The 26,641-nt window shown below is 62.2% G+C and carries 25 protein-coding genes; 12 read left to right on the forward strand and 13 right to left on the reverse strand.

Features of this window, described 5'->3' with window-relative positions:
- Position 1: 1 nt before the first annotated feature.
- The 13 genes from ABQE44_RS19195 to ABQE44_RS19255 form a co-directional block, all read right to left on the reverse strand.
- The gene (locus ABQE44_RS19195; RefSeq protein WP_448394571.1) at positions 2–1,141 is read right to left on the reverse strand and encodes an MCE family protein; all 1,140 of its coding nucleotides are present in this window, start codon (positions 1,139–1,141) and stop codon (positions 2–4) included.
- On the reverse strand, positions 1,138–2,466 hold the full coding sequence (locus ABQE44_RS19200; RefSeq protein ID WP_448431370.1) for an MCE family protein: 1,329 nt from the start codon (positions 2,464–2,466) through the stop codon (positions 1,138–1,140). The genes ABQE44_RS19195 and ABQE44_RS19200 overlap by 4 nt, the downstream gene beginning before the upstream one ends.
- On the reverse strand, positions 2,463–3,713 hold the full coding sequence (locus ABQE44_RS19205) for an MCE family protein (RefSeq protein ID WP_448431372.1): 1,251 nt from the start codon (positions 3,711–3,713) through the stop codon (positions 2,463–2,465). Before ABQE44_RS19205 ends, ABQE44_RS19200 begins: the two co-directional genes overlap by 4 nt.
- Complete coding sequence (locus ABQE44_RS19210) at positions 3,710–4,738, reverse strand: MCE family protein (protein WP_448431374.1); 1,029 nt, start codon at positions 4,736–4,738, stop codon at positions 3,710–3,712. Before ABQE44_RS19210 ends, ABQE44_RS19205 begins: the two co-directional genes overlap by 4 nt.
- 48 nt (positions 4,739–4,786) lie before the next feature.
- Positions 4,787–6,157 carry an MCE family protein gene (locus tag ABQE44_RS19215; RefSeq protein ID WP_448431376.1) on the reverse strand — a complete coding sequence of 457 codons (1,371 nt, stop codon included), beginning with the start codon at positions 6,155–6,157 and terminating at the stop codon, positions 4,787–4,789.
- A gap of 4 nt (positions 6,158–6,161) precedes the next feature.
- Entirely contained in the window at positions 6,162–7,019 is an 858-nt protein-coding gene (locus tag ABQE44_RS19220) for an ABC transporter permease (RefSeq protein ID WP_448394566.1), read from the reverse strand.
- Positions 7,016–7,762 carry an MlaE family ABC transporter permease gene (locus tag ABQE44_RS19225; RefSeq protein ID WP_448394565.1) on the reverse strand — a complete coding sequence of 249 codons (747 nt, stop codon included), beginning with the start codon at positions 7,760–7,762 and terminating at the stop codon, positions 7,016–7,018. The genes ABQE44_RS19220 and ABQE44_RS19225 overlap by 4 nt, the downstream gene beginning before the upstream one ends.
- Before the next feature lie 165 nt (positions 7,763–7,927).
- Positions 7,928–9,526 (reverse strand): acyl-CoA synthetase, encoded by a 1,599-nt coding sequence (locus ABQE44_RS19230; protein WP_448394674.1) that lies wholly within the window; start codon positions 9,524–9,526, stop codon positions 7,928–7,930.
- A gap of 250 nt (positions 9,527–9,776) precedes the next feature.
- The gene (locus ABQE44_RS19235) at positions 9,777–9,938 is read right to left on the reverse strand and encodes a hypothetical protein (protein WP_448431378.1); all 162 of its coding nucleotides are present in this window, start codon (positions 9,936–9,938) and stop codon (positions 9,777–9,779) included.
- A gap of 1 nt (position 9,939) precedes the next feature.
- Entirely contained in the window at positions 9,940–10,821 is an 882-nt protein-coding gene (locus ABQE44_RS19240; protein WP_448431380.1) for a VOC family protein, read from the reverse strand.
- The gene (locus ABQE44_RS19245; RefSeq protein ID WP_448394563.1) at positions 10,802–12,547 is read right to left on the reverse strand and encodes a CocE/NonD family hydrolase; all 1,746 of its coding nucleotides are present in this window, start codon (positions 12,545–12,547) and stop codon (positions 10,802–10,804) included. The genes ABQE44_RS19240 and ABQE44_RS19245 overlap by 20 nt, the downstream gene beginning before the upstream one ends.
- Before the next feature lie 257 nt (positions 12,548–12,804).
- Positions 12,805–13,788, reverse strand: a complete 984-nt coding sequence (locus ABQE44_RS19250; protein ID WP_448394562.1) for an NAD(P)H-dependent flavin oxidoreductase — start codon at positions 13,786–13,788, stop codon at positions 12,805–12,807.
- 83 nt (positions 13,789–13,871) lie between these two features.
- Positions 13,872–15,143, reverse strand: a complete 1,272-nt coding sequence (locus ABQE44_RS19255; protein ID WP_448394561.1) for a styrene monooxygenase/indole monooxygenase family protein — start codon at positions 15,141–15,143, stop codon at positions 13,872–13,874.
- A gap of 446 nt (positions 15,144–15,589) precedes the next feature.
- Between ABQE44_RS19255 and ABQE44_RS19260 the strand changes: the two genes are divergently transcribed.
- From ABQE44_RS19260 to ABQE44_RS19315, 12 genes are all read left to right on the forward strand, one after another.
- On the forward strand, positions 15,590–16,219 hold the full coding sequence (locus tag ABQE44_RS19260) for a GntR family transcriptional regulator (protein ID WP_448394560.1): 630 nt from the start codon (positions 15,590–15,592) through the stop codon (positions 16,217–16,219).
- Positions 16,216–16,602, forward strand: coding sequence for a cupin domain-containing protein (locus ABQE44_RS19265; protein ID WP_448394559.1), 387 nt, complete (start codon positions 16,216–16,218; stop codon positions 16,600–16,602). Before ABQE44_RS19260 ends, ABQE44_RS19265 begins: the two co-directional genes overlap by 4 nt.
- 2 nt (positions 16,603–16,604) lie before the next feature.
- Positions 16,605–17,012: a RidA family protein gene (locus ABQE44_RS19270; RefSeq protein ID WP_448394558.1), complete on the forward strand. Its 408-nt coding sequence runs from the start codon at positions 16,605–16,607 to the stop codon at positions 17,010–17,012.
- 1 nt (position 17,013) lies between these two features.
- Positions 17,014–17,889, forward strand: a complete 876-nt coding sequence (locus ABQE44_RS19275) for a fumarylacetoacetate hydrolase family protein (protein ID WP_448431382.1) — start codon at positions 17,014–17,016, stop codon at positions 17,887–17,889.
- 86 nt (positions 17,890–17,975) lie between these two features.
- Positions 17,976–18,797 carry an FAD binding domain-containing protein gene (locus ABQE44_RS19280; RefSeq protein ID WP_448394556.1) on the forward strand — a complete coding sequence of 274 codons (822 nt, stop codon included), beginning with the start codon at positions 17,976–17,978 and terminating at the stop codon, positions 18,795–18,797.
- On the forward strand, positions 18,798–19,289 hold the full coding sequence (locus tag ABQE44_RS19285) for a (2Fe-2S)-binding protein (protein WP_448394555.1): 492 nt from the start codon (positions 18,798–18,800) through the stop codon (positions 19,287–19,289).
- Entirely contained in the window at positions 19,282–21,747 is a 2,466-nt protein-coding gene (locus ABQE44_RS19290) for a xanthine dehydrogenase family protein molybdopterin-binding subunit (protein WP_448431384.1), read from the forward strand. Before ABQE44_RS19285 ends, ABQE44_RS19290 begins: the two co-directional genes overlap by 8 nt.
- Complete coding sequence (locus ABQE44_RS19295) at positions 21,744–22,190, forward strand: SRPBCC domain-containing protein (protein ID WP_448431386.1); 447 nt, start codon at positions 21,744–21,746, stop codon at positions 22,188–22,190. The genes ABQE44_RS19290 and ABQE44_RS19295 overlap by 4 nt, the downstream gene beginning before the upstream one ends.
- A gap of 22 nt (positions 22,191–22,212) precedes the next feature.
- Positions 22,213–23,811: a phytoene desaturase family protein gene (locus ABQE44_RS19300; RefSeq protein ID WP_448431388.1), complete on the forward strand. Its 1,599-nt coding sequence runs from the start codon at positions 22,213–22,215 to the stop codon at positions 23,809–23,811.
- A 39-nt stretch (positions 23,812–23,850) separates the two neighbouring features.
- Positions 23,851–25,458 carry an FAD-dependent monooxygenase gene (locus ABQE44_RS19305; RefSeq protein ID WP_448431390.1) on the forward strand — a complete coding sequence of 536 codons (1,608 nt, stop codon included), beginning with the start codon at positions 23,851–23,853 and terminating at the stop codon, positions 25,456–25,458.
- Positions 25,455–25,928, forward strand: coding sequence for a VOC family protein (locus tag ABQE44_RS19310; protein ID WP_448394550.1), 474 nt, complete (start codon positions 25,455–25,457; stop codon positions 25,926–25,928). Before ABQE44_RS19305 ends, ABQE44_RS19310 begins: the two co-directional genes overlap by 4 nt.
- A 42-nt stretch (positions 25,929–25,970) precedes the next feature.
- Positions 25,971–26,639 (forward strand): GntR family transcriptional regulator, encoded by a 669-nt coding sequence (locus ABQE44_RS19315; protein WP_448394549.1) that lies wholly within the window; start codon positions 25,971–25,973, stop codon positions 26,637–26,639.
- Positions 26,640–26,641 lie beyond the last annotated feature (2 nt).

The following is a 26,641-nucleotide window of genomic DNA, read 5'->3' on the forward strand; positions in this document are numbered from 1 at the left end:
GTTACGGCCCCTGATCCCAGCGGTAAGGCGCCATCAGCGGGTTACTTGCGGTGTAGGGGCTGGGCAGCTGACCGATGGTGCGACCCCATTGCAGCTCCAACTCCGTAAGGTCGCCCTCCCAACGAGTTCCGGTGAACAGTGCAGAGTCCATCCGGCTGAGGGTCAGGTCCGCGACGACGGTGACGTTGGCGTAGTCGCCGCGCATCCAATTGGTCAGGGTTTCCTTCGGGAAGGGGTAGGTGGTCAGCAGGCCGAGCGAACGTGTCAAGGCGGGTCCGGCGTTCGCAAGCGACTCGAGCACCGGGCCGAGGTCTTTGAGTTCCTGAACCAGCGCGCCCCGGGTCTGGTGGACCGAGTCGGACGCCAGTGCGCCGAACTTACCCAACTGGTCGAATACCTCGACAAGGTTGTCGCGCTGGCTGTTCAGGACTGCCAGGCCATCTGGGATCGCTTCGAGAGCCTCGTCGACCACAGGTTTCTGAGCAGCGAACTGTTCGACGAGCCGGTTGAAACTTTCGGTCGCGGAAATGATGTCGTCGGTTTGATCGTTGGTTCGGGCCATGAAGGTGTCCAGCTGCCTCAGCAGGCTCCGCAGGTCATCTTCGCGGCCGGCGAATGCGGTGCTCAACGCCTTGGTGATGTCGTGAACCTGCCCGATTCCACCCCCGTTGAGCAGCAGTGACGCCGCGGCGAGCGTCTGTTCAGTCGATGGATAAGCGCGGCCGGACGACAATGGAATCAAGGAGCCTTGGCGGAGCCTGCCCTGTGGTGGTGTGTCGGTCGGCGGTGCGAGTTCGAGGTGCAGCGATCCCAGCAGGCTGGTCTGCCCGACCGAGATCGTGGCGTTGGCAGGTACGTTGACGTCACCGTTGAGCCTGATCGTCACCAGTGCGTGCCACGCCTGCCGTTCGATCGTGGTAACGGTGCCCACGTTCACATCGCCGACGCGGACGCGGGAGTTCTGCTGAATGTTGTGCACATCGGGCATCTGCGCCTGGATCGTGAAGGCGCCCGGGCCACGACCTTGAGTGCCGGGCAGTGGAAGGGCGTTCAATCCGCGCCAACCGCACCCGGACAACACTGTGCTCAACACCATCGCTGCCGCCACACCGGCGGTTCGCCACCGGCGTGTCCGCGTCATGGTGCCGCCTCGGGCGGAACCATCATTCCGGGTAACCCGGCGCCCGGATCGGTTTGCCGCCCCGGTTGCTCCGCGCCCGGTATCGCCGCATCAGGCAAAGGGACCTCGGCGGGCAGGGTCGAGGAGTGATCCACCTGCGGTATCGGTTGGGGTGGAACGTAATCCGGCCGCATCCAGTCCTCGCTGTAGGTGACTTCGTTGGGACGTACGCTGGCGCCGACGAATGGGTTGAGCCCGAGCGGCAGAAAGTTGTACTGGCGGTTCTTCACGATCGGCGCCAGATACTGCACACACAGTTTGGACGACTGTTCTGCGTTCAGCCGTGATGCGGCCTGTATCGCGCCGCACAGAAAGGTGATGGGATCGCTGAAGTTGTTGGCCGACAACGCTCCGCTGAGGGTGCCCTGGGCGGGTTGATACGAGTTGATCAGGTTGGCCTGTCCCGTGGGAGCGGCGTGCAGGAACTGCTTGATGTCGTCGATGCTGTCGACCAGCACCTGGGCGACGGACGCCAGCCTGTCTGACGTCGTACCTATGCTTTCGCGGTTGTCCGCAACGAACGTTTTCACTTCACCCACGACGGTATTCAGGTCCTCGATGGCGTGCGCCACTTCGCCGGGTTCGTCGGCGAGGAGCCCCGTGACTGACGCGAGGTTGCTGTTGAGCTGCCGTATCAGCACCGTGCTGTCTTGCAACGCCGACACCAGCGAAGACAAGTTCTTGACGCTGGTGAACATGTCGTCGCTGTGGTCGCCAAGAGACGACAGCGCCTGCGAAAGTTCGATGATCGCATCGCGGATAGCCGGTCCCTGCCCCCGCAGGTTCTCAGCCGTGGTGTTGACGAAGGAGCCCAGGGTGCTGACGCCGCCTGTTTCAGTGGGCTGTAGCGCCTCGGTGAGCCGCTCGAGTTGACCGCGGAAGTCGTCCCACTCCATCGGTACCGCAGTGCGGTCTTCACCGATCACCGCATCGTCGGGCAGGGTCGGGCCTGACCGATACGGCGGGGTGAGCTGAATTGACCTCGCTGTCACCAGTGTCGGCGACAGAATCACTGCCTTGACGTCGGCCGGAACGGAATAGGAACCGTCGACCCAGAACGTGATCTTCACCGTCGTGGGTTGCGGTTCGATAGCGTCGATCTTGCCGACAGTGACGCCTCGGATCCGGACGTCGTCGCCGACGAAGACGCCGTTGCTGTTCTGGAAGAACGCCACCACACGGGTGCGGTTCGTCTCGCGCGCGGACCCAATCAACAGGGCCGCCGCGCCGACCAGGCAAACAATCAAGGCCATGAATACGCCGATACGCGTGTGTGCCCTGCTCATCGGTCACCCTGCCCGGAAGCGTGTTCGGCCGACGGCTGCGCCGGAGGCCCTGGCGGTGGTCCGCCCGGCGGTGGTGGTGGCAGGGGTTCGCGGTACGGATAGCGCGGATCACCGGGCTTGCCGGTGATGGCGTCGGGCAGATGTAGCCGCGGCTCGCCGCCCTGCCCGGTGCGCGGAAAGGGCACCGGCAACGCTGGCGTGCCGGGCTGGCCGACTTGCGGATCGGTACGCTCCGAGGGGGCGAGCACATTCGGATCCAAACCCAAGTCGGAGAAGGCGGCATCGACGAACGGTTGCACGAACTGACCGGGCAACAGGTTGGCGACGTATGCGTTGAAGAACGGCCCGGAGCTCACCGATTCGCTCAGGGCCATCACGTACGCAGATAGGCCGCGGAAGGCTTCCCGCACTTCGGCTTTGCGGTTGTCGATCGTTGCAAGCACCCCGTTCAACTTGTCGAGCGCAGGTTTCATGGTCGACCGGTTCTCCGCGATGAATCCGAGGATCTGCTTGGCCAGTGCCGAGATGTTGCCCGAGATCTGGTCCAGTGCAACACTTTGGCTTTGCAGTTGTGCGAGCATGGCGTTGGTGTCGGAAATGAGCCGTACGATTTGGTCGGTACGCCCGGCCAAGACTCCCGTTGCTTTCCGGGCGTTCGCCAGCAGCTGACGCAACTCTGTGTCACGTCGGCTGATGGTTTCGGAGAAGCGGGCGACGCCGTCGACCGCGACCTTCAGCTGCGGTGGGGTGTCGCGTAGCGTCTCGCTCAGCGTTCGCAGCGAGTCGGATAACTGGCCGGTGTCCAGTCCGCTGATGGTCGCCGTCAGGTCGCCGATGGCGTCGGGAAGCTGGTAGGGAGACGTGGTCCGCTCGATCGGGATGGTGCCCGACAACCGTCCCTGCCCGCGCGGCGTAATACCCACAACCTTGTTACCCAGGAGGCCGACGGTCTTGATGGCGGCTTCGGTTCGTTCCCCTAGACGAACATCGTCAGCGACCGAGAAGGTGACCAACACCCCCTCGGGTTCGAGGTCGATACTGCGCACCTGTCCGGCACGAAAGCCCGATACCTGCACTGGGGCGCCGGTCGTCAGACCGCCCGCTTCGTCGAAGTACGCGGAATACGTCGTATCGGAGGCGAAGAACGGTAGCTTGGTGAAGTTGAAGGCGCCCACAGTAATCACCGCAACCGCGGTTAGCGCGATGGCTCCGATGATGATGGGGTTGCGTTCTCTGAAGGGCTTCATCGTGGGGTGCACCTGCCTGTGGATTGACCGGCGACTTTGACGTAAACAGGCTGGCCGCCTTTACCGTTCAACTTCAGCACCACATCGCACATGTAGAAGCTGAAGAAGTCGCCATAGATTGCCTGTCTTCCCAGCACGCGGTAAGCGTCCGGCAGTGTCGTGAGCAGGTCGTCGAAGTACTCGTGATCGGCAAGCACGGTTCCTGCAGCACGGTCGGTTTCGGCAACCACCTTCTTCAGCGGCTCGCGGGTCTCAGTGAGCAGACCGGCGATGCTGCTGGCGGCTTCGTTGGCGTGCGCCACACCAGTGCTGAGGTCTTGCTTGCGCTTCTCGAGCCCATGGACAAGCTCCGATAGCGAGTCGACGGCCTTGTCGAATTTGTCGGTGTGATCGCCGAGCGAGGCCAGTACCGTATTCAGGTTGACCACGACCTGCCCAATCAGTTCGTCCCTGTCGGCCAGCGTGTTGGTCAGCGCAGCGGTCTGGGTGAGGATCGACCCGATCGTGGGTCCCTGGCCTTGAAACGCCGAGATCAGCTGCCCCGCCAACGCATTTACTTGATCGGGTTCCAACGCACGAAACAGTGGCCGGAATCCGCCGATCAGCGCGTCGAGGTCGAGTGCCGGCGCGGTTTGGGTCATCGGAATCGTGTCACCCGCGACGAGCTTTTCGGTTCCACCGGCGCCGTCCTCCAATGACAGATAGCGACCTCCGATCAGGTTGTCGTATCGAATAACCGCTCTGCTGCCTTCCGTCAAGATCACGGAGTCATCGGCACTGAATTCGACCAACGCGGTGGAATCATCTTGGATCGCTATGTGTTTCACTTTGCCAACCTCAACGCCGGCGATACGGACGAAGTTGCCGTTCTCCAACCCGGTCACCGTGCTGAAGGCGGCGTTGTAGGTGGTCTCCTCCTGGAATCTCAGCTGCGCGAAGATGGCGATCAGTCCGAATGCACCCAGCGCACACACCACGAAGAAGATCCCCAGGCGGATCAGGAGTCCCGGCAGATTACGTCGCAAGGTGATTCACCTCCTCTATATGGTGCTGGCTGACGGGCGTTGATGCGATCACGATGACGGCGGCGCTTCCTCGGCGGGCCCTGACCCAGGTGGCGGTGGCGGTGGAACACCCGGGTACAGCGGTGTGCCGTCGGATCCGTATTGCGGGGCACCGTAGGGCGGCGCACCGAAGTATGGAAATGGACCGGGAGCCGGACCGCCCGGATAGCGGATGCTCGGCGGCTCGGGCACCGCCCGAGTGACTGGCAGGTAGTTGGCCCAACCGGGGAAACCGATCCCGGGGTTGGGACGGACGTCGAGGCCGGACCCGAACCCGGTGTTGGCCACCAGGTAACGGACAGGCCAGCTCTTCGCGACGTCGGGTAGCGAACCACAACCGGGCTTGCCGCCGGGACCTCCCTTGGCGGCGATGACGGGTAGGTTCTGTGGATACCGGTACGGATCATCGCCCATGAGCAAGGCCGCGTCCATGATGAGCGACTTGCCGTTGCCACCACCGGCGTAGTGCCGCAACCCGTGGTCGAGGGTGTTCTGGGCGCCGACGAGAAGACAGGTCAGTGTCGGGTTGTATTTCATCAACAGGTTCGTCGTCGGCTCGATCAGATTGATGGCTCTGATCAAATTGTCCTTGCTCGCGCCCAGAACGTTTATCCCGCTGCGCGATAGGCCCACAACACCAAGCAGTAGTGCGTCGAGCTGCCCCGCCTGGTCAGTCAGCGTCACACTCGTGGTGGTCGCGGCGCCAAGGGTATCGATGATGTCCTGCGCGGCGACGCCGTAGGTCTCGCTGACCTTTTCGATTGCGCGCCAGTTCGCACGCATTGTCTCGGATCGCGAATTCAGCGCGATCAGAACGTCATTTGCGGCTGTCGTAGCCTCGCCCATGCGTTCACCCTGGCCGCGCACACCTTCGGCGAACGCCGCCAGAATCGCGTTCAACTTCGCCGGATCGATCTGGTTGATCAACTCCACCAGGTTTTGGAAGACGGTGTTCACCTCGACGGAGACGTTCTTCGACTCCAGCACCGCACCGGCGGAAAGTCGTTGCGGATCCGGGTCTCTGGGATACACCAGGTCGACAAACTTCGCCCCGAACAGCGAAGTCGCGTCGATACGGGCTTCGACGTTGGCCGGGATGTACTGGACCTGATCGGGGTCGATCTCTAGTCGAAGGGTCACCGAGTCGGACGCACCGGAGATCATGGCGACCCGCCCGACCTGAACCCCACGCATCTTCACCTTTGCGTACGGTTCCATCACTAGGCCCGCGCGCTCCGAAGTCAATGTGACCGGCACCGTCGGCGTGAATGACCGGTTAAACGCACCCATACAGACAGCTACTGCGACGGTCAATCCGACAACCAGGAACGCAGCCCACCACTCGGATGCGATTCGCGGATTACCCACTCTGGACGACATCGCACTACCCGGAGAAGTTGAAGATGCCGGTCTGGCCGTAGATGGCGAGAGTGACGAACAGAATCAGGAAGCTCGACGCAACCAGTGAGGTACGGGTGGCGCGCCCGACTGCCTCCCCCACCCCGACAGGACCACCGCTAGCCGTGTAACCGTAATAGGTGTGAATCAGCATGATCACCACGGCTTGCATGATTGTGACGGCGAACGATCGCAATACATCGCCGGGAACCAGGAATGTGTTGAAGTAGTGGTTGTACACCCCGGCCGACTGGCCGTAGAACACCGTCGTGCCGAACCGGGCAGCGGTATAGGCCATCAGTAGCGCGACGGAGTAGAGGGGAAGGACGACAATCACCCCTGCCGCCACTCGTGTTGAGGCCAGGTAAGCAATCGAGCGGATGCCCATGACCTCCAATGCGTCGATCTCTTCGTTGATCCGCATGGCGCCCAACTGTGCGGTGGCTCCGGCACCTATCGTGGCGGCCATCGCGATTCCCGCTGTGGACGGCGTGATCAGTCGAGTGTTGAGAAAGGCCGACGCGAAGCCGACCAGGGCGTCCACTCCGACCTGGGACAACTGGTTGTAGCCCTGCGCCGCAATGAGCCCACCTGTCGACATGGTCAGGAAGGCGACGACAGCGACCGTGCCTCCGATCACCGCGAGCGCACCGGTTCCGAGGCTCATCGCCGCGACCTGTCGCAACAACTCGGACTTGTACCGGATGAGGACGTCGACGATCGAAATGATTGTCTGGCCGTAGAACCGGGTTTGATCGCCGATTTGTCGCCAGCCGGACCTCGCCCCGTCTACCGCGATCATGGTCCGCGGTAGACGTTGTCGGAGAACGACACCCGCGCTCATTTGGTGACCTCGAACCCGATCGCGGTGACGACGATATTGATGACGAAAAGCAGAACGAACGAGAACACCACCGTTTCGTTGACCGCGTTGCCCACTCCCGCCGGTCCGCCACCGACCGTGGTGCCCTGGTAACAGGCGATCAGACCAGCCGCCAGGCCGAACAGTGTTGCCTTCACCATGGATATCAACACGTCGCTCAGCCCAGTGATGAATGTCATGCCCGCCACGAATGCGCCGGGCGTGACGTGTTGGAAGAACACCGAGAACAAGAAGCCGCCTGTCAGCCCCGTGAGCGTCACCAGGGAAGACAGCAGCAACGCCACCACGGTGGCAGCGAGCACCCGCGGCGCAACCAGGGCCTGCATCGGGTCAATGCCCATGACTCGCAGCGCGTCGAGCTCTTCACGGATGGTGCGTGCCCCTAGGTCGGCACACATGGCCGCCGCACCTGCACCGGCAACGACAAGCACGGTCACGAAGGGGCCGATCTGGTTGACTGCCCCGATCGCGGCGCCGGTGCCGGAGAAGTCGGCGGCTCCGAATTCCATGAGCAGCACATTGAACGTGAAGACGGTCATGACAACCAATGGAATGGACAGCATCAGCGTCGGAATGAGCGACACCCTGGCCACAAACCAGGTTTGCTCCAAGAACTCGCGCCACGCGAACGGTGGTTTGAACAGCGTGACGAACGCATCGAGGGAAAAGGCGCAGAAGTCACCGACGTTGCGCAGCGGCTTCAAGAAGGTGGTGCGCGGTGACCCGGGGGCTTTCTCGGCACGTCCGGTACTCTTCGCCGCCGTTTCGACGTGGTTGACGGCCACGTGTTCACCTGCTCACGGTCGCGGTAGGTGAAGGATCTGGGTGACGGCGATTCTCGTTCGCGGTTCCGGGGGTCACCACGAGCCTCATGCCTTGGCCAGGTGTGAATACGTGGCACGGAGTTCTTTCTTGAGGATCTTGCCGCTCGGGTTCTTCGGTAGTGACTCGACGAAGACGAGGAATTTTGGTCGTTTGTAACCGCCCAACACCTGCCGAGCATGCTTGTCGACGTCTTCGGAGGTAAGCCTCGCACCTTGTTTGGGAACCACTGCTGCGGTGACTGCTTCGATCCAGTGCGGATGCGGTACGCCGAAAACGGCGACCTCCGCGACACCGTCGAGCAGGTAGAGCGCTTCCTCCACTTCCCGGGAGGCAACATTTTCTCCTCCGGTCTTGATCATGTCTTTCTTGCGGTCGACCACGGTGAGATAGCCGTCCTCATCGATCACGCCAAGATCGCCTGAATGAAACCACCCACTGCGGAAAGCGTTGGCCGTCTTCTCTTCGTCGTTGTAGTAACCAAGCGTGGCGTGCGGTGAGCGATGCACGATCTCGCCCACTTCGCCACAGGCAACGTCGACATCGTCCTCGTCGACCACCCGGGTCTCCACATTCAGCGATGGTCGTCCTGCCGAACCAGCACGGGAAAGCTGTTCTTCCGGGCGCAAGATCGTGGCTAGCGGGGCCATCTCGGTTTGTCCGTAGAAATTCCAGAACCGCACGTTCGGCAAGCGCCGGGAAAGTTCCTTGAGTACCTCCACGGGCATCGGCGATGCGCCGTAGTACCCCTTGGCGAGGCTGGACAAGTCTCGCACGTCGAAATCGGGATGCCGCAGTAGGGAGATCCACACGGTGGGTGGACAGAACAGCTTTGTGACCTTCTCCCGCTCAATCGTTTCAAGCAACGCTTCGGCGTCTGGACGCGGCAAGATAATGCTGGTTGCACCGAGATAGACATCGACCGAGAAAAAGCAGTCGAGCTGCGCACAGTGATACATCGGCAGACTGTGCAACTCGATGTCGTCCGAGCTCATGCCTCCATCCACAGCACACGAGACGTACTGGCTGATCAACGAACGTGAGGTGAGGACAACCCCTTTGGGGCGAGACTCGGTCCCGGAGGTGTACATCAGGCGCAGCGGGTCGTCGTCTTCGATCAACACATCCGGCGACGTGGCGTCACCGGCATCAATCCAGCCATCGACGTCTTCCCAGTTGCCAGCCGGCGGTGTGTCGGCCAGCCGAATCCAGCCCAGCACAGCGTCGGTGATCTTCGCCGATGACAGCGCCTGCTCGGCAACCGGAGTCAACGCATCCTCGACGACCAGGCTCTTGGCGCCCGCATGGGCGAGGATGAACGCGACCTCGTCGGCGTTGAGCATGAAGTTGATCGGCACCAACACCACACCGACTCGTGCGGTTGCGAATGCCAAAACGGCGAACTGCCAACAGTTATGGGACAAAATGGCGAGCCGGTCGCCTTTGACCAAGCCCCTTGCCGTGAGATTGTTCGCGCATCGATTCACTGCAGCATCGAACTCGCGGAAAGTCACTCGGCGGTGGTCAGCAATGACGGCGACCTTGGCTGGGTACCGAAGTGCCGTGCGGCGCAGGAGGTCGCCTAAGCCGTGTTGGCGGGCGCGGGTCACACTGGCCGCAGTCGCTACAGATGAAGCAGTGCTCATCATGACCATCCCCTCCGGGTTTCGGACAGTGCTCACGGCAGACGCCTTGTGTATCGATGGCCTCGCCGGCGGGTCGAACCTGCGTGTCGCAGCGTGCCCACCGAATCGAAGAGTAGCCTATAGTTTGATCAAAACAAAGGGCTTTCTGCGTCTTTTATGCGGAATATACAGATGATGTGATCAACTCCGGTCGCACCCGGGTGGCCTTCAGCTGCCGCCCGAAGACCGCACAGGCTCGAGCGCAGGTGCATCAGTCCTCCACCGGGTCGTGGGAGCATCGCCGATGGGCAGCGACGTCGTGTTCTCTGGCGAAATGGATGAAAAGGTCGCTGCCCAATCCCTGCCAGCACATCACCAGCAGTCCACTCACAACCACTGCGGCAACGACGATTACGGCCAGCAGAACCCCCACTTCACGTCCCCTTGAGGAAGTCCTGGGTGGGATAAAGATTGCCCCACGCGTCGAATCCGGCACGATCGGACCAGGTTCGCGCAGGGGTGTCATGGTTGACGACCGACATCTCACAAGACAGTTCGAGCCTGTGCCCGTCGGGCATGATGAAGTAGGCAAAGATATTGCCGCCCGCTCTATGACGGCTCACCCCGAGCTCAAGATGTGTGTCAGCCGCCGCGAGAACGTCAATCGCCATCTTCACGTGGTCGATACTCGACATCGCCAGTGCCCAGTGGTGCATGCGCGTTTCCCCCATCGTCACCGCGATGTCGTGATGCAGCAGACCCTTGCGGATGAAGCTGCCATGCCACATGCCGGAATTGGGATCCAGCTCAATGTGCTCGGTCTCGCGCCACTTGAGCACATCGACGAACAACTTCGACGTTGCCTTGACGTCGGTGGACTGGATTGCGATGTGGTCCAGATCCAATGGCTGAAAGCCACGACGTGACGCCATAGTCGGCTCTGCGAGGACGTGGTAACGATTGTCAGCGACCAGCACGTAGTCCACCGCGAGACCGGAGTCAAGGACCCATTGCATTCCCTCGGCTTGGTTCGGGTGCGCTCCGTCGGTACGAGTCGTGCTCAATCCCGCTTGCTTCAAAGCACGTTCGGCATCTTCGATCTCGGCCAGGTCGTCAGCGCGGAACGCGACACGACTGACTCCGGTCGGCCCTTCTCTGAAGGCGACATCCCAGTTGCCGTCGAACCCGCAGCCGAGATACACCGCGTCACCGGTGCGCGCGATTTCTACGAGGCCGATGACTTCCTGGTAGAAACTGACAGTCGAGTCGACGTCGTTGACATAGAGCTCGAGGTGTTCAATCGACTGAATTCCCACTGTTCCTCCGAGGGTCGGCTGGTATGACGGGCAGGATGAGATAAGGCGGTTGACGATCGGACGAGTGCAGGGTGACCGTCCCCCCAAAGACGTCCCGGGGCCGGTCCCGAGGGTCTCCATGCATGGCATCGGCAGGGTTATACCAGTCCACCGAGGGTTGACTGTCGGACGACTCGTGTTGATAGTCGTGCCCTTGAATGGTGAGCGCAAGCGTGTACCCGCCTGGAACGACGATGGACGTCGGCCAGATCTCGACGTCGAGTTCATAAACCTCCCCTGGCACAAGGGGATCCGGATCGTCGTGCGTGTGGTATGGGCGGTATGGCGTGCTCTGATCGGGATCAAGCTTGCGGTGAGATCCGCGCAGCCATCCCTGCGAGACGGGAGTGTGCGGATCGTTCGCACCGGTAAAGGTGATCTCGTTGCCAACGGGGTCGAAGACGCGCAGTACCAGAAAGAGGTCGACATCGGGGGTGGATGACGAGACGAACAACTTCGCGGCTGCGGGCCCTGTGATCTCGGTATCGACGTCGACAACCATCCGGTAGGTCAGGCCGCCATTCAATGCTCGGTAGCTCGCCTGCCTTTCACCGGCCAACGGCACCCGGTCAAGCTCTAGGTCGGAATGATTCAGGTACAGCTTTTCCCAGTCGGTGCCCGGAAGGGGCCAATCCTGTTCGTACCGAAGCGACGTCGTCCCATCGACGTGCCGAACATTCAGGATCACTGGCGGGACATCGTCCCAACCGTTCGGTTCGTCCTTGAGAAAGTGATCAAAAAAGCGCTTCTGCAACTCCCGGCCGTAGTCGGTGTAAAAGTGTGTCCAGTGCTCGAGGTCGTGCAGTTCGAGCCACTTCTGCCGCGATCCCGCACGCACAAAGCCCTCAACGTTGCCCCGCAGGTGAAGCCCCTGCCCGCCGATGTTGGCCGCAGACAGTAGCGGGACCTCGATGGCAGACAGGTCAGCGTTGAGCACCGTGAAGTACTCATCGAAGGTGGGATGGTCGTAGAGCTCCGAGATCAAGTCGGCACGATTCTGCGCGCGCACCTCGTCCGGCAAGGTTTCGTCTCCGAAGACCGGAACACCGGTGACAGGGTTCCGCCGGCCACGCTCACCGACGCCGTACTGCGCCTTGTCGATCCGGTTGCGATACCAGCGCGGGATGAACGTCGACAAGATTCCGCCGTGGCGTCGCGCGTCGCGATAGTGATCGGAGCAGCCCTCCCAGGGGCAGATGGCCGTCAAATGCGGTGGCCGCCGTGCAGCTACTTGCCACTGGTTCATTGCAAGGTAGGAGATCCCGATGAGCCCGACTCGCCCGTTGCTCCAGGGCTGGGTTCCAGCCCATTCGATGCAGTCGTAATAATCTTGCGTCTCACGGGGAGACCAGTGGTCCACATATCCGGGGCTGCGTCCCATACCGCGGGAGTCGACACGCACCACCGCGTACCCGTGCGGAACCCACTTCTCCGGGTCGATCGCCTCCCAATTGGCGTAACGATTACTGGAACCCGCGGGCACATCGGGATGTTCGGTGCACAGCGCATTCCATTGATCCGGCCGGCCTTCGGCGAAGTTCAGCCCTTTTCCGTACGGCGTGTAGCAGAGCAGTACGGGATGTCGGCCCGCCGTGGGGCGATATACGTCGGCGCGAAGGGAAAGGCCGTCGTCAGCTTCAATCTCGACATCCCAGTCAATCTGCATATCTTCGCTGCCGTAGGCCATCACCACCATCTTTCTGCCGGCTGCGCGGTTAGGCTGCGGCCGGCGGGGGTTGTCGTCATTTGATCACAAATTCGGCGATCAGGGCGTCTAATCCGTAAACTGTGCCCTTTTTTGATCACATTTGTCCGGCGCGCCCCATGCTCCGCGTCGGTGGAGTGCGCGAGTGCGACCGCGCCGTCGATCAGCGGAGACTCGACCGTGGAGAAGGCCTGCCATCTCCACAGTCTCGCGGCGAGCAACCCCGCGCACAGGCGCATTCAGTGCGTCGCGATCAAAGCAGGTAACCGCTTGTCGATCAGTTCGTGCGCATCGCGCACTATTTGGTCGACTACTTCAGCACAACTCGCGATTTCGTCGATCAGTCCTTGTGACTGACCGGCCCACCACATGCCGCCCTCCACGTCACCCTTCTGGAGCACTTCCGTGCGGCCTCGCGCACCTGAGGCAAGGTGTGCGATATCTCCGAAGCCCGAACCGTCCCGTGCCGAGATGGTGACGATCTCTTCAGAGACGGTGTTGCGTGCCACCCGAGCGGTATTGCGGAACTTCCGGAAGACAATCACCGTCGCGCGTTCGTCGTTCATCACTATCTGCTTCTTCACGTTCTCGTGCACTGGGGCCTCGGTCGTCGCCACGAACCTGGTGCCCATGTTGATCGCCGACGCACCCAACGCAAGTGCAGCCGCCAGACCTGCACCCGTGGCGAAACCTCCACTTGCGATGATGGGGATGGAAAGCCGTTTGGCGGCGGCTGGGATGAGAACGAGGCCGGGTACATCATCGTCTCCGGGGTGCCCGGCGCATTCGAATCCATCGATGCTGACCGCGTCGACGCCAAGCTTCTCAGCTTTCAATGCATGACGCACAGCCACCGCCTTGTGGACTACCTTGACGCCAGAGCTTTGGAAGCGCGGTAGGTGCGGCGCCGGGTTGTTACCCGCTGTCTCAACGATTTTCACCCCACCGTCGATGATCGCTTCGCGATATTCGTCGTAGGGCACCGGGTTGATCGTGGGTAGGATTGTGAGGTTGACGCCGAACGGTTTGTCGGTGAGATCGTACGTACGCTGGATCTCTTTCGCCAGCGCCTCCGGTGTCGGCTGGGTCAGCGCCGTGAGAAAGCCCAACGCACCGGCATTCGCCACCGCGGCGATCAACTCTGCGGTGCCCACAGCGGTCATACCACCGCAGACGATGGGATGCTTGACTCCGAACGCTTCGGTGAACCGGGTGACGAGCATCGGCCTCCTTTCGTTGTTAGGGAGCGTCGTCGACTGCGGCATTCCGCGCGTCAACCGACTGCCCGCTTCATCGGGTTCGGACGCTATTCACCTACACCGACCGCGGGGGCGATATCCGGACTGTCGATGATTCGCCCGGCTTCGACCGGATCGAAGAACCACGGAAAGGCGTTCGGCGGATGTGAGAAATTGCCGAAAATTCTCTCTGCCAAGTCTTTTCGCCCTTGCGCAGCCGCGAACAGTGCCAGTTGAGACTGCGATGGCGGATCCAAGAGGCTGTTGGTGAAGGTATAGGCATACTGCTCGTAGTCTTGCCAGAACGTCTCCCACACATCCGTCATCCACTCCGCGTCAAACGGTCGCCCTGCATGCTCAACGATGCGGTGCAGATAGTGGCGCGCACCTTTGGCGGCACTGTTGGAACCCTGGCCGCTGACCGGATCTTTCAGGCTGAGCACGTCGCCGAGTCCCAAAACCTGTGCACCCGACGGCAGTGTGGCAACCGGCCGGCGGACCCCGGGGGTGATACGTCCGCGGATGGCGCTGGCCGGGTCCGCCAGTCGGGCGGCGCGAGCCAGCGCGTATTGGTTCGGGGCGATATCCTCGAGAATCTCCTTGCAGCGCTCGAGGATCTCCTCGGGGTCCGTCACATCATTGAAGCGGTCGATCGGGCCACCCGGCACCGCCTCGAAGATCATGAACACCGTGTCGCGTTCCGTCGTGTTGAAGAAGTGCGTGCCGAATATCTCGCCCACTCCTGCGTGCGCTGCGAAATACATGCACTCGAAGCCGACGGACTCAGCCCACGCAGGATGGCCGTCAACGACGACCATCGCCAGGTGACGCTGCGCTTCGGTGTACACCGAACGCTCCGGATCACGCTGGAACAATCCGCTGATTTCGCCCTTTCCCGCGGCGACGATGGTCAGGTCGCTCGCGCTCGCATACGCCTCGATGTTCTCCAGGCTGGCTTGCTGTATCACCAAGTTGCCGCCGCGGTGTTGGAACTCCTCAGCCCACCGGGCGCACTTCAGCCGCAGATCTACTGCCTGCCACGAAATTCTTTCAGGGTTCCACGGCCCGTCAATCGATAGCAGTAGATTTCCGTCCGGAGCGATCAATTCGAAGTGCACGCCGTCTGACGGCACCAACACGTCGTCCCAGAAGTTGACCCCGAGCTCCCGTTCGAAAGCCTGGGCATCCGGCGAGATCCCCGCCGACGACGGCACAAAGCCACGACGGACCTGGCCCGGAGTGCGGTCGGAGACGATCGTCACGTCGTACCCGCGCTCAAGCAGGCCGAGCCCCAACAGCAGCCCGCTGTGACCCGCACCGATGATAGAGATCGTTCTCATAGCACTTCCTTTGCGCACGAAACATGTTGACAGACAATGGTTTACTGGGATCCGATGGGATCGGGCCGGCCCTTCTCGGGCATGTTCGGCGCCATGGAGATCGGCTTCGCGGGAACATCCTTCGGGACGTCCCTGAGATCTGCGAGATCTGCACCCTCGCGAGCCATCGGCACCTCTTCTATCGGTAGGGCGACTCTAAGGCGCGGATTGTGACCGCGTCAAGCGTGTTTGATCACAAAGTCTACTTTTATCCCCATTTTCAGCTGCATTGAGCTTTTCTTTGATCAAACTATGGGTTAGTGTTCAGGCCCATAGGTCGGATCACCGGCTCAGACCAAAGCGCAACGACTAACGAGAGGCCTTAGATCGCAATGACATCGGCAAGCACGGCGTCGGCGGTCGTCATCGAGGAATCGCCGACGGGCACTGCACAGACACGCGTCGATATGGCTGTCGGCGCCATTCAAGATCTGATCGTCTCGGGGTCGCTAGAGCCCGGCGCCCCGCTTCGGCTTGCACCGCTGGCCGAGCGATTGGGCATGAGCATGATGCCGGTTCGGGAAGCGCTGCGAGTACTGGAATCCCTGGGCCTGGTGGAGCAACAGCCGAGGCGGGGAGCACGCGTGAGCCTGTTCTCAGTGCACGACCTGATGGACACCTACCGGGCTCGCATCCGACTCGAGACCCTGGCTGTCGAGTTGGCCGCGGAACGTTTCACGCCCGAGCACGGAAAGGTGGCGCTTGCTCACCTCGAACGGCAATGCGCCGCCGCCGCGCGTGGTGCGGTCGAGGAGTCGCGCAAGGCGCACACGTCGTTTCACTTCTCGATCTACGAAGCGGCCGGATCCACCTGGTTGATTCGTCTGATCACGCCGCTGTGGGCGAACAGCGAGCGCTATCGAATGCTGTCCCTGCCCCACCGAGGAGCAGTGAAAGATCGCCGGCTCGAACACGAGCGGATCTTGGAGGCGTGTATCCGTGGCAATCCACGAGTTGCGTCGCGTGAACTGCATGAGCACCTGGCCAAGACGGTCAATGTGGTGGCCCGTCAGCTCGGAGAGGAAGCCCTGTTTTGAACAGTCCTGATCTCACGGAACTCATCATTCGTGCCGACGAGATACCGTGGCGTGCAAAATCATTGCCTGGGGTTTCCGAACGCATGCTGTGGCGTGACGAAGACTCCGGCGCTTCGATCGCGCAGATTAAGATCGAAAAGGGATGCGGGATTCCGCAGAACCACTGCCACGCCTCGAACCAATTCATGTTCGTGCTGGCGGGCAGCTACAAGTATCTGCACAGCGGCGAGATCCTGACGGCAGGCACCTTCTACTGCAATCCCGCCGGCAACTTTCACGGACCGACCGAGGCTCTGGAGGACACCGTCTTCCTGGAGATCTACGACGGACCGCATTATCCCCAACGTCCCGATTGGTATGACAACGATGAAGATGCGAGGTAACCATGTCCATTTCCGAGGTCTACAGCAAGAAGTTGAACACCCCTTTGGGAGTGTTCTCTCAGGCAATTAAGGTCACCGATCCGAAAGAGTTGCTGTTCGTCAGCGGGCTGACCTCTCGCGCTCCTTCCGGCGAGGTGGTCGGCGTCGGCGACGTCAAGGTGCAGACCGAAACAATTCTCGAGAACATGAAGTCTATTCTCGAGGAGGCCGGCGGAAGTCTTTCCGACATCGTCAAACTCACGGTCTTCATTCGTGATATGGAACAGTTCGCCGAAATCCATGAGGTCCGCCGACGCTACTTTTCCGCACCGTTGCCGGCATCGTCGATGTTCGAAGTCTCCAGGTTGGTGGACAAAGAACTCTTGATCGAGATCGAGGCCATCGCCGCGATCGGCCAGTCAGGCCGCTGATATGCAGCTTGCCACCTTCCAGTTGCCCGGCGGGCAAGCCAAGCCAGGCGCCATACGTGGGGACGAGGTCGTCGACCTCAGCGCGATCTGCAGCGAGATCCTCGATCTCGTCGCAGACCCCGCGCTCTTCGAGGAAGCCAAACGGGCCGCCGCAACCAGCGAGTCCAGCATCTTTCTCACGGATGTCCGACTGTTGGCCCCAATACCGCGACCGGGCCACATCTATTGCGTCGGTTGGAACTATCCAAAGCACTACGAGGAGGGCATCGGCAAACGCGCCGGCCAGGAGACCGATGAGCGAAAGTTCGCGACGTTCTTTTCCAAGCCCAATGGCAGCGTGATCGGCCCTGGCGATGCGATCGCCTGGGATGCGGCCGTAACGACCAAGCTCGACTACGAGGGCGAACTGGCTGTCGTCATCGGACGCGGGGGCCGATCCATCTCTGAAGAATGCGCAAAGGACCACGTATTCGGATACACCCTGGCCAACGACATCACCGCGCGTGACATACAGCGTCGCCACGGCGGCCAATGGCAAAAGGGCAAGGGTATGGACACTTACTGCCCGATGGGACCGGTGATCGTCACCGCGGATGCGCTTGACGAACGGTCACTGACCCTTCGGTCACTGGTCAACGGGGAAGTGCGCCAAGAGGCGTCGACGGGATCGCTGTTCTACTCCGTCGAACGGATCATCGAGCAGCTCTCGCTGGGGATGACCCTTGAGCCGGGCGATGTGATCCTCACCGGCACGCCATCCGGCGTCGGCTTTGCCCACGACCCGCCGCTGTTCCTCGAACCGGGTGACGTCACGGAGGTAGAGATCGCCGAGATCGGGCGTCTCGTCAATCGCGTCGAGAAGATTGCACTGACCTAACTCGCCACCGTCGGCCCCTCCCGCGAGGCAGACTTCCTGAGGGACCTACGGAACTCATCACCGGGCCGACCCACAAGGAGTAAGCGATGTTGCTGAAACCGTTCGAATACGCGGTTCCCGGATCGGTTGACGAGGCGGTCCAACTGCTTTCCGCACCGGATTCTCGCGTCCTGGCGGGCGGGGCCACCTTGATCAACATGATGAAGCTCAGGGTGGCTTCGCCCGGCAGGCTGGTAGATGTCGGCAACCTTGCCGACCTCAAGCAAATCGTCGTGGGCGACGACGGTTCACTCGAGCTCGGAGCCGGCGTGACCTTCACAGAGATGATTGCCTCCGAGGCGGTCCGTCAGTATCGCCCGATCCTGCGTCATGTGGCGTCCACCCTCGCAGATGTGCAGGTGCGCAACCGCGCCACCATCGGCGGCAATGTCTGTCACAACGACGTGAATAACAATTTGCCACCACTCATGCTCGCCGTCGGCGCGTCAATGACAATTGTCGGGGCCGACGGCGAGCGCCAAATCGCGGCCGACGAGTTTTTCATGGCGCCGTTCTGGACTGCGGTGGCACCCGGGGAACTCCTTACCCAGATCACGATTCCGCCCAGAGCGCACGGCCGAAGCGACGGGTGGGCGGCGCTGCGTGTCGGGGCCGACGGCCCCGGCATCGTGAACGCGGCGGCAACCCGCTTCGGCGACAGTGTTCGGATTGCGTTGGGAGGGGTCGCTTCCCGTCCCATTGCGGTCACATCTGCAGGAGATCCGGCCGAGATCCAAGCTGCCATCACACACGCCAACCTCTCTCCGCCGTCAGACGTCCACGCCACGACTCAGTACAAGCGGCACCTCGCCGGTGTGCTCGGTTTGCGTGCCGCGCGGCAAGCCCTGAGCGAAACGGAGGCCATGTAGATGAGCGAGCCCACCCACGTGAAGGCGATCGACTTGCGGGTGAACGGCCGCGCATACCACTGTGAGGTGGAGGCCCGAAAACTGCTTGTCCACCTCATCCGAGACGACCTTGACCTCGTCGGCACACATGTCGGGTGCGACACCGGTACGTGCGGGGCATGCACTGTGCTCATCGACGGCCAGTCGTCGAAGTCGTGCTCGGTTCTCGCCATCCAGGCCGACGGAGCCGAGATCACCACGGTCGAAGGCATGTCACCGAACGATGGCCTCAGCGATCTCCAACAGGCGTTTTCCGACCACCACGCCCTCCAATGCGGCTACTGCACACCCGGCATGTTGATCAGCGCGACGTACCTGTTGCAGTCCAATCCGAACCCGACACGCACCGAGATCAAGCGTTCGCTGAAGGGCAACATCTGCCGCTGTACCGGCTATTGGAACATCATCGACGCCATCGAGGCGGCCGCGCAGAAGGAGCGAACGAGTGACTAGCGACCCCCACGACGCCGCGGAAGCTTCCAAAACCAACGCCACCGACGCCTGGACCGGTCAACGGCTCAGACGCAAGGAAGACCGGCGGCTGCTGAAGGGGCACGGCAAGTTCGTCGATGATGTCAAGCGTTACGGTATGGGGTACCTGCACTTCGTCCGCAGCCCGTACGCACATGCGCGCATCAGCTCTGTGGATGTGTCGCGGGCAGAGTCGCTTCCCGGCGTGCATGGAACCCTCACCGGACGTGAGGCGGCGAGCATCACCGATCCGTACTGGCAAGTGGCACCCGGCGCAGCGGGCGAGATTACCGAATACTGCCTTGCCGTGGACAAAGCGTGCTGGGCGGGACACCCAGTCGCTGCGGTCGTGGCGTCCACCCGCGAAATAGCCCGGGACGCCGCTGAATTGGTAGAAGTAGAGTACGAGCCCCTTGACCCGCTGATGGATGCCCGATGCGCGACGGAGACCGTCGCGCCGATCGTGCACGAGGGTGCCGGGACCAACGTCGTGTTGTCCGAGCGGTTCGACTACGGCGACGTCGATGCGGCGTTGCAGAATGCCGATCATGTTCTTCGAATCTCAGAACTCTACTTTCACAGGTTCTCCTCGACTCCGCTGGAATGCTCTGGCTCCGTGGCGGAGTTCGACGCGGGCACAGGAGAGTTCACGGTCACCTGCAACCTCCACGGGCCCGGCCCGTCGATCACGTGGATCTCTGGCGCGCTGCGGGTTCCCGCCGCCAAATTGCACCTCATCACCGGCGATATCGGTGGCGGGTTCGGAAACAAGCTCACCGGCTACACCTATGTGACCGCGGCATGTCTACTGGCTCGCAAGCTGGGCCGTCCCGTCAAGTGGACTGAGTGGCGCACCGACCAGCAGACCGCGAATGCACACGGCGCCGACCGTTGGTTCCAGGACATCGCTGTTGCCGTGTCGAAAGACGGTACCCTGCTGGGATTTTCGGCGAAAGCAATTGACGACGTGGGCGCATTCCCCCGCTATGAACCAACCGGTGCTGTTCTCTGGACGCAGGTGACCCCCGGATGCTACCTGTGGCGAAACATCCGCGTCGACATGAAACAGGTCATCACCAATAAGACGCCTAGTTCGGCGAACCGTGGCTACTCGCGGATGCAGCACATCTGGTTGACCGAACGAATCATCGACATTGTGAGTCACGAACTCGGCTTTGATCCGGTCGAGATCCGCAAGCGCAATTACATTCCGGCAGCGGCTTTTCCCTACGAAACACCGAGCGGCGGAATCTACGACTCGGGCGATTACGCCCAGTCCCTGGATATTGCTTTGGAACTCGCAGAGTACGACAAGTTCCGGACACAACGTGGCATCCGAAACAACGGCAGACTGCTCGGTATCGGCATCGGCTCAACACTTGACTCGGGAACGCAGAATTACGCGCAGGTGCGCCTGGCGAACCCGCACATCCCGGTCTCCGGTAACAACCAGGTGGCCACCATCAAACTCGACCTTTCCGGCGAGGTGGTGTTGTCCCTCGGCTCGGCACCACAAGGCCAAGGACACGAGACCACCGCCGCTCAAGTGGCGGCCGATATTCTCGGTGTGACACCAGACGACGTGGTCGTCCACAGCGGGCACGATTCGCGCCGCAACACCCATACCGGTTGGTCGGGAACCAACGCCAGTCAATTCGCCGTCACCGGACTCGGCGCGACAAAGGGTGCCGCAGAGAAGCTGGCCGCTGAAATCCGTGTCCTTGCCGGCGCAGTGCTCGGGGTACCCGCCACCGAGATCGTTCTCGCCAAGGGAGCCGCCATGGCACCCCACGGCGGTTCGCTCACATTCTTCGAGCTCGCAAGCCTGGTGAACGTCGACAACCTCGACTACCCGGCTGACCTCGACGTGACACTCAACTGTCGTTACGTGTACCGGCCGCCGTTCACGCTCCCAGATGTGAAACGAAAGTTCGGTAATTTGACATTGACCTATGCGTCGCAAGTCCACCTGGCGGTCATCGAGATCGACCCGGACACCGGCGCGATCGACATTCTTCGGTATGTCGCCGTCGACGATTGCGGTGTACGGGTCAACCCGATGATCGTGGAAGGTCAGGTGCACGGCGCGCTTGCGCATGGGCTCGGCGCTGCGCTCACCGAGAGTTACGTATACGACGAGCACGGGCAGTTGCTGACGTCGAACTTCTACCAGTACCACGTACCGACTGCCCTCGACATGCCAGATCTCCACACCGGTGAGGTCGTCACCCCGTCACCGTTCGGACCCGTCGGTGCGAAGGGAATGGGCGAGGGCGGCGGCGCTGCCCTGCACACCATCAGCGCGGCGGTTCAAGATGCATTGCGGGCCGCAGGCATAAAAGCGGTTGTGCACGAAAGCTTTAACGATCCACAACGCGTATGGTCGCTCATCCAGGAACCCGAGGTCAGCCAGCGCCGAGTGACAGTGGAGTCCCGATGAACTTCGATGGAACACGCTTGGTCCAGGCATCACCACAGACGACTTGGGACGCGATCGCCGAGCCCGCAACCTTCCTCAGCTTGATCCCCGCCGTCGAAGAAGTCTCCATGCGCCCATCCGGTGAAACCGTTGCGCGCTGCGTATTTCCGCTCGGTCTCGGTAAACTGCAACTCAACGCCACGGTGAAGTCAATCGAACGTACACCGGGCGAAAGCGCACGCTTTACCGGCACCGCACTCGGAGACGGCGTTCACGTCAGCTTCGACAACAGAGTTGAGTTGGCCGTCGCACCCGATCCCAGCTCCACGACCCTGCGCTGGACCGCATCCGTCGTACTGCGAGGCCCGGTCGTCGGAATGGCTCAGCACGTCGCACCGTTGCTGGTGTCACAGCAGATCGACGCTGCCTTCGAGGCTTTCGCATTGCGCCTAGGTTCGGCCTGAGCCATTGTCACACTTTGATGCAGTGATCGTCGGGAGTGGACTCAACTCCTTGGTAGCCGGTGCGCTACTCACCCGCGCCGGGTGGGGCGTGTGCGTTCTGGAGAGCAGCGACCACCTTGGCGGCGCTGTACACACCGCTGAAATCACCACGCCGGGCTACATCCACGACGTCTACTCCGGATTCCACGTGCTGTTCCTGCTGAGCGAGGCATACCAGCGACTCAAACCCGAACTCGACGCCCGCGGGCTGCAATACACGTTCGCCCCGGTCCAGACTGCCTACACATCCCCACGCCACGACACCGTCCTGCTGACGTCCTCGCACGACCAGAACGTCGCCGAGTTCGCGCGCCACCACCGTGCGGACGGCCCGGCCTGGGAACGCCTCGCCGATTGGTTCGGCCGACATCAGCAGCTCACCACACACCTGATGGGGAAAGAGCTTTGGTCGTTGGGAACCTTGAAACTCGGCGCCAGTACTCTTCGCCGACTAGGCCGTGACGGCACCCTGCGATACGCCAGCGACCTTCTGGAAAGCTGCCGTGACTGGGTAACGGCGGACTACCAGTCGGAGGCTGCCCGAGGCTTCTTCGCACCGCTTCCCCTTCACGGTGGTCTCGGACCGGAGTCCGTCACCTCTGCGTTGATGGCGAAAATGGTCGCCTTGTCGATCGAGATGGTTGGGATGCCGGTTCCCAAGGGCGGCGGCGCAAAGCTCATCGACGCCCTCGCCGGCATTATTCGCGACGGCGGCGGTGAGTGCCGAACCAATCGTGACGTCACCCGCATCGAGGTGTCGGGCGGAGCGGCGACCGGGGTACAAACCGCAGATGGCGAACGCTACCGGGCGCGGCGTGCGGTGCTCGCCAATGTGACGCCCCAGCAGCTTTACCTGAACCTCCTGCGGGAAGAAGCTATTTCACCCCTTGTTGCCAGTGATGCTCGGCGATTCCGATATGGGCGCGCGGGCATGCAGATTCACATGGCGCTGAGCGAGGCACCGCGCTGGCGCGGCGACTCCCGGCTGGAACAAGCCGCGTCGGTGAATCTTGCATCAGGTCTCGACGGAGTGTCGCGGGCCGTCAACGAGGCGACCCGACGATTGCTTCCCGCATCACCTACGATCGCCATCGGTCAGCACACGGTCGCCGATCCCTCCCGCGCCCCGAAGGGCGGCGCCACGCTGTGGGTCCAACTCCTCGAGTTGCCATCCAGTCCTGTCGCTGACGCCGCGGGCGAGATCGATGTCGGAGACGGTGTGTGGACCGAGCAACTCAGGGAGACATTCGCCGACCGGGTCCAGGCGATCATCGCGCGGCACATCACCAACCTGGACTCGGCGCTGGTGGGCCGCGCCGTGTTGTCACCCGCAGACCTCTACGCCGCCAACCGCAATCACGTGGGCGGCGACGGCTACAGCGGGTCGTTGGAACTCGACCAGAGCCTCGTCTTGCGGCCGCGGCCGGGCCGGGCCGGCCATCGAACTGTGGTGGACCGGCTGCTACACATCGGTGCGAGCACCCACCCGGGACCAGGATTGTCCGCGGGGTCGGGAGTCCTTGCCGCAGATGCACTTCTGCGCAGACGACGACTTCCACGCATCCCGCGCCGACGCGGATGAGACCGAATCTTTCAGCAAGGACGGAAGGGGAACGACACGTTGACTGAGCACAGGATCGCGGTTATCGGTGCCGGGCCGGTGGGCCTCAGCGCCGCCGCGTGGCTGGCCTGCCACGGCATCCCCGTGACGGTGTTCGAAGACGACGCCATGACATCGTCAGCGCCGAAAGCCGGCACCGTCGTCCCGCGCGCGCTGGAGTTCTTCGATCGTCTCGGCGTCATCGACAAGGTGCTCGAATCGGGCATTCGGATCGAGAGCGTCGACTTCATCAAGAGGACAACGGAAGCACCGTTGATGCGCGTCGATATGACCGAACTCCAACAGGACACCGCGTTTCCGTTCTTCTTGAACCTGCCTCAACATGAGTTCGAGCCGATTCTGCTGCAACGTGCAGTCCAGCTTGGTGCTGAGATCCGCTTCGGCCACCGCCTGGTAGGCCTGAGTCAACGCGATGACGGCTGTGTGCTCTCTTTGGAAACCGACGACGGCACTGTGGAATACGAGGCCGATTATGTTCTCGGGTGCGACGGGGGAAAAAGTACTGTCCGTCGGCAGCTGGGCTTGCGGTACCGCGAAATCACCCCGCCCGAGCAGTTCATCGTCGTCAACGCCGAAACCGATGTCCGCGGCAATGACGGGCATCCCCCGGACTCACTGTCCTATCTCTGCGACGCAAACGGGTTTTTCACCCGGATCCGCTTGCCGAAGTTCTGGCGGTTGGGCTGGGCGGCACCAGCCGATGCCCCTGAACTCACCGACGCGGACATCGAGGAACGCTTGCGAAAGGAACTCGGACCAGACCAGCCTTTCCGGGTACTCGATTGGGCGCAGTATTCATCCCAGGGGCGCGTTCTGGATCAGTTCCGGGTCGGGCGGGTGTTCCTCCTCGGCGACGCCGCACATCTCGTCACGCCGATCGGTGGCCTGGGCCTCAATACCGGTTTCGAGGATGCCTTCAACTTCGGCTGGAAACTGGCCTGGGTGCTGCGGGGGTGGGCAAGTCCCGCACTCTTGGACACCTACAGCGACGAACGTCAGCCCATCATCGCCGGCACCGCCATGGCGATGCAGCACCGCAAGCGCAGCTTCATGGAAGTCAGTCGCAGTCGGTTAGCCAATGCAGTCAGCGCGGTGCGGCGCCAGGTCAATCTCCGTGACCCGCGTCGCCGCTGGGCTGCGGCGTATAGCGGGTCGCTCCTTGGCCTTAATTACCTGCAGGCGCCTGATACAAAACCGGTTCTGCGGCCACCGATCTCACTCGGAGACCGAGTGCCCGACGGCAGCATCTTCGGTCCCGACGGGCGGATCCGGCGCCTGCACAACCTGCTCGGCCGCGACTTCGTGGCACTGACATTCGTCGACTGGCCCGCAGAGGCACCGTTGCTCACAAACTCCCCACCCGGGCTCGTGCAGGTACTGATCAGCTGCCGGGACGCCCCCCTCGACTCCGAGGCCCGCAGCCGGACCTACTTTGACGTCCGAGGCACCCTGACCAAGCGCTTCGGCGCGAAGAGTGGAACTACCTACCTCGTACGGCCCGATGACTTCACCGCAGACATCACCTCGGCGGAACCCGCCGCGATCGTGACCGCCTATGCGAAGGCCGTCGGCACGGCCCTTACGGCGGCAACGAGGGAACCCGCGTGACTGCTGGCGCCTTGTCGGGGTTGCACCACGTCTCCTTCACGGTCACCGACCTGCGGCGTTCGATAGGTTTCTACGGGTCGCTGGGCTTTACGTCGGAACGAATCATCGTGGTGGACGACGCCGTGGGTATCGGCGGGCGGCTGCGCTGCGCCTTCATGACTGCGACGGGGGTGCGGCTCGAACTCCGCGAGTACGGTGTCAGCGGCGGGCGGCCGGCGCCCGAAGAACACGATGTCGGTTCGGCTCACATTGCCTTGCAGGTCGACGATATCTGGAGCTGGCATCGCAGGCTCAGCGCCGAAGGTGTCCGTTTCCTGTCCGCACCACGGCACAGCGACACCGCCGCCGCGACGTGGGTGTTCCTGCTGGACCCGGATGGGCTGCCGGTCGAGCTCGTGCAGCCGGATATCACCGCAGCGCCGGAGGACGCCACACGGTTCGGCGACGGTTCGCGACATATAGTGAGGTGATGGTTTTGCCGCGCTGAGCGGACTGCGGATGGAGAAGGAGTTTTGAGCGGCACAACGAGTAAGCCAAGGCCGACGACGAGGGTCGAGGATGCGGTCGAGATCCTTCGCGAAGAGATCGTCACCGGCAAGCTTCCTCCCGGCTCGCCACTTCGGCTGAAAGCCCTCGCCGATCGGCTCGGGATGAGCATGATGCCGGTGCGCGGCGCGCTGCTCAGCTTGGAGTCGCTCGGGCTGGTGGAACAGGACCCTCGCCGCGGTGCGCGGGTCGGCAGCTTCTCGCTCGACGACCTTTACAACACCTATGAGGCCCGGCTTGCGCTCGAGGTCCTCGCCGTCGAGCGCGCTGCAGCCCGGTTCACCGAAGAGGACGAGGAGAAAGCGCGCAAAGCGCTGGCCGAGCACACCGCCGCAGCAGCCAACACCATGGCGTCGCGAGAAGCACACACGGCGCTGCACTTCGCGATCTACGAGGCCGCGCAATCCCCGTGGTTGATGAAACTCATCATGCCGCTGTGGGTCAATAGCGAGCGCTATCGACTCGTGTCGATCCCGCACCGAGGCGACCGCGAGGTCCGTCGGCTCGAGCATGAGCGGATCATCGACGCGTGTGCTCGGCGAAATCCTCGCGTTGCTGCACGCGAACTCAGCACGCACTTGGCGTATACCGCCAATCTCGTGGCCCGTGAACTCGGCGGCGAGGACATGTTCTAAGC

It is taken from the genome of Mycolicibacterium sp. XJ2546 (assembly GCF_053483195.1).

What these genes read in the sequence shown, in the direction of transcription:
- ABQE44_RS19195 (WP_448394571.1), bottom strand. Translation starts at nt 1,141, where the DNA reads ATGACGCGGACACGCCGGTGGCGAACCGCCGGTGTGGCGGCAGCGATG.
- ABQE44_RS19200 (WP_448431370.1), bottom strand. Translation starts at nt 2,466, where the DNA reads ATGAGCAGGGCACACACGCGTATCGGCGTATTCATGGCCTTGATTGTT.
- ABQE44_RS19205 (WP_448431372.1), bottom strand. Translation starts at nt 3,713, where the DNA reads ATGAAGCCCTTCAGAGAACGCAACCCCATCATCATCGGAGCCATCGCG.
- ABQE44_RS19215 (WP_448431376.1), bottom strand. Translation starts at nt 6,157, where the DNA reads ATGTCGTCCAGAGTGGGTAATCCGCGAATCGCATCCGAGTGGTGGGCT.
- ABQE44_RS19220 (WP_448394566.1), bottom strand. Translation starts at nt 7,019, where the DNA reads ATGAGCGCGGGTGTCGTTCTCCGACAACGTCTACCGCGGACCATGATC.
- ABQE44_RS19230 (WP_448394674.1), bottom strand. Translation starts at nt 9,526, where the DNA reads ATGAGCACTGCTTCATCTGTAGCGACTGCGGCCAGTGTGACCCGCGCC.
- ABQE44_RS19245 (WP_448394563.1), bottom strand. Translation starts at nt 12,547, where the DNA reads ATGGCCTACGGCAGCGAAGATATGCAGATTGACTGGGATGTCGAGATT.
- ABQE44_RS19250 (WP_448394562.1), bottom strand. Translation starts at nt 13,788, where the DNA reads ATGCTCGTCACCCGGTTCACCGAAGCGTTCGGAGTCAAGCATCCCATC.
- ABQE44_RS19255 (WP_448394561.1), bottom strand. Translation starts at nt 15,143, where the DNA reads ATGAGAACGATCTCTATCATCGGTGCGGGTCACAGCGGGCTGCTGTTG.
- ABQE44_RS19260 (WP_448394560.1), top strand. Translation starts at nt 15,590, where the DNA reads ATGGCTGTCGGCGCCATTCAAGATCTGATCGTCTCGGGGTCGCTAGAG.
- ABQE44_RS19270 (WP_448394558.1), top strand. Translation starts at nt 16,605, where the DNA reads ATGTCCATTTCCGAGGTCTACAGCAAGAAGTTGAACACCCCTTTGGGA.
- ABQE44_RS19275 (WP_448431382.1), top strand. Translation starts at nt 17,014, where the DNA reads ATGCAGCTTGCCACCTTCCAGTTGCCCGGCGGGCAAGCCAAGCCAGGC.
- ABQE44_RS19280 (WP_448394556.1), top strand. Translation starts at nt 17,976, where the DNA reads ATGTTGCTGAAACCGTTCGAATACGCGGTTCCCGGATCGGTTGACGAG.
- ABQE44_RS19285 (WP_448394555.1), top strand. Translation starts at nt 18,798, where the DNA reads ATGAGCGAGCCCACCCACGTGAAGGCGATCGACTTGCGGGTGAACGGC.
- ABQE44_RS19295 (WP_448431386.1), top strand. Translation starts at nt 21,744, where the DNA reads ATGAACTTCGATGGAACACGCTTGGTCCAGGCATCACCACAGACGACT.